Genomic DNA, 2,564 nt, shown 5'->3' on the forward strand with positions numbered 1-2,564 from the left:
TGCGTATTTCGGATGAACGTGACCGGCCGTTTCGGGATCGTGACCGGGGATTTCGGCAACGTGACCGGTCATTTCGGGAACGTGACCGAGCGGACCGGACGGCAGGATTGGCGTTGCGCATGACATCAACCACGCGGGCTATGCTCGCCGGCTTTGGCCGGAGAGAGCATGCCCGCGCACCGGATGAACATGCGCATGATCAAGGACGTTTTACGACTTAAATTCGACGGCGGCTTCTCCCACGATCGGATCGCCGCGTCGCTGGGTATTTCCAAGGGCGTGGTCACGAAGTACGTCGGACTGGCTGGCGCCGCCGGGCTGGACTGGGCGAGTGCCTGTGACATGGACGAAGGCGAGCTCGAGCGGCGGCTTCTCGGCAAGCCGACGGGTCCAGCAGCCTACGCCCAGCCCGACTACGGGCGTATCCATCAGGAATTGCGCCGCAAGGGCGTGACGCTGACGTTGCTGTGGGAGGAGTACCAGGCCGAGTTTGCGGACCGGCAGACCTACCGCTACACGCAGTTCTGCGAGCATTACAAGGCGTTCACGAAACGCCTGAAACGCTCGATGCGGCAGATCCACCGCGCCGGCGAGAAGCTGTTCGTCGACTTCGCGGGTCCGACGCTGCCTCTGACCACGGGGCGACGCGCACACATCTTTGTGGCGGCCATGGGCGCCTCGAGCTATACGTTCGCGTGCGCGACGCCGGCAGAGACGATGGAGGATTGGCTGGGCGGCATCGCACGCGCGCTGACCTTCTATGGCGGCGTGCCGCAACTGATCGTGCCAGACAATCCGCGCGCGATGATTGCCGATCCCGACCGCTATGAACCTCGCGCCGGCGACACCGTGCTGGACTTCGCGCGTCATTACGGTACGTCGTTCCTGCCTGCCCGCGTCTATCGCCCGAGGGACAAGCCGAAAGTAGAGGTTGCGGTCCAGGTGGTCGAACGCTGGATCATGGCGCGTCTGCGTCATCACCGGTTTGCGTCGGTCCAGTCGGTCGATGACGCGATCCGTCCGCTATTGAAGAACCTGAACGAGCGCCCGTTCCAGAAGCTGCCGGGATGTCGTGCCAGCGCATTCGCCGAACTGGACGCGCCGGCTCTACAGCCGCTGCCGGCACAGCCCTATGAGCTCGCTCGATTCAAGACGGTGACGGTCCACATCGACTATCACGTTGAGGTCAACAAACACCGCTACAGCGTGCCGCACGCGCTGGTCGGACTCAAGCTCGATGCGCGCATCACGGCGGGCGCTGTCGAACTGTTGCATCGTGGGCGCCGTGTCGCCAGCCACGCCCGTGACGACAGCGCGGGCGCTTACACCACCATCGTCGAGCACATGCCGGCGGCGCACCGCGCCCATCTCGAATGGACGCCACAGCGGCTCATTCACTGGGGCCAGCAGATCGGCGCAGCAACCGGCGCGCTCGTTACCCGGCTGCTGCAGGAGCAACGCCACCCCGAACACGGCTATCGGGCCTGCCTCGGCTTGCTGTCACTCTCACGTCGCTACGGTCGTGAGCGTCTCGAAGCGGCCTGTGCGCTGGCATTGGAGCTGGGCGTGCACCGTTACCGCCATGTGCGCGACATCCTGATCAACAACCGCGACCGGGCGGCAACGACAGCGCCTGCCGACTGGATCAGCCCCAGCCATGCGCATGTACGCGGCCCCAGCTACTACCAATAAAGAGAACACGCCATGATGATGCAACAGACCCTGACGCAGCTGCGCACCCTGAAGCTGGATGGCTTCGCTGACGGACTGGAGGAACAGTTGACGCAGCCCGGCGTGGCCAGCCTGAGCTTCGAGGAACGCCTGTCGCTGCTGGTCGACCGGGAAACGAGCTGGCGTGATGATCGCCGTCGCACCCGACTGCTCAAGCAGGCGCGCCTCAAGTATCCGCAGGCCGCCATTGAAGATCTCGACACTCGCGCTGGCCGAGGCGTTGACCCGCGTTCGCTCACGAGCCTGGCACTTGGCGACTGGGTCGAAGCCGGATACAGCCTGCTCATCAGCGGCCCAACCGGCGCGGGCAAATCGTGGCTCGCATGCGCCCTGGCCCAATACGCCTGTCGGCGCGGGCACTCAGCGTTGTACCTGCGCGTGCCGCGACTGGGCGAGGAACTGCGCGTCCTGCACGGTAACGGCGGCTTCACGAAATGGTTGCTGCAGGTTGCCCGCATTGACGTGCTTCTACTGGACGACTGGGGCATGGCGCCCCTCGACGCGATGGTTCGAAACGATCTACTCGAGATCATTGATGACCGCGCGGCAGGCAAGGCGACCATCGTCACCAGCCAGTTGCCGATCGAGCACTGGCACGGCTGGATTGGCGACGAGACCATCGCCGATGCGATGCTCGATCGTCTCATGCAACGTCATCACCGCATCACGCTGACCGGCGAGTCGCTCAGAAAATCATCCCCAAAACCCAACGTCCTGGAGCCGGAACTCGACCAGAACTGACAAGGAAATCTACAATCGACACCGCGCAACGCCCAACCCCGCCGAATCGGTCACGTTCCCGAAATCGGCGGTCACGTTCGCCGAAATCCGCA

Annotated in this window: 2 protein-coding genes; both read left to right on the forward strand. The window is 64.1% G+C overall.

From position 1 onward, the window contains the following. Positions 1-168 precede the first annotated feature (168 nt). A complete protein-coding gene (istA, locus tag ACLFKU_RS43000; RefSeq protein WP_342965157.1) occupies positions 169-1,692 on the forward strand; it encodes an IS21 family transposase in 1,524 nt (507 codons plus the stop codon). A gap of 12 nt (positions 1,693-1,704) precedes the next feature. Continuing rightward, entirely contained in the window at positions 1,705-2,472 is a 768-nt protein-coding gene (gene istB, locus ACLFKU_RS43005) for an IS21-like element helper ATPase IstB (RefSeq protein ID WP_410853292.1), read from the forward strand. Positions 2,473-2,564 lie beyond the last annotated feature (92 nt).

Origin of the sequence: Paraburkholderia sp. EG304 (assembly GCF_046543485.1) — a bacterium.
Taxonomy (GTDB): domain Bacteria; phylum Pseudomonadota; class Gammaproteobacteria; order Burkholderiales; family Burkholderiaceae; genus Paraburkholderia; species Paraburkholderia youngii.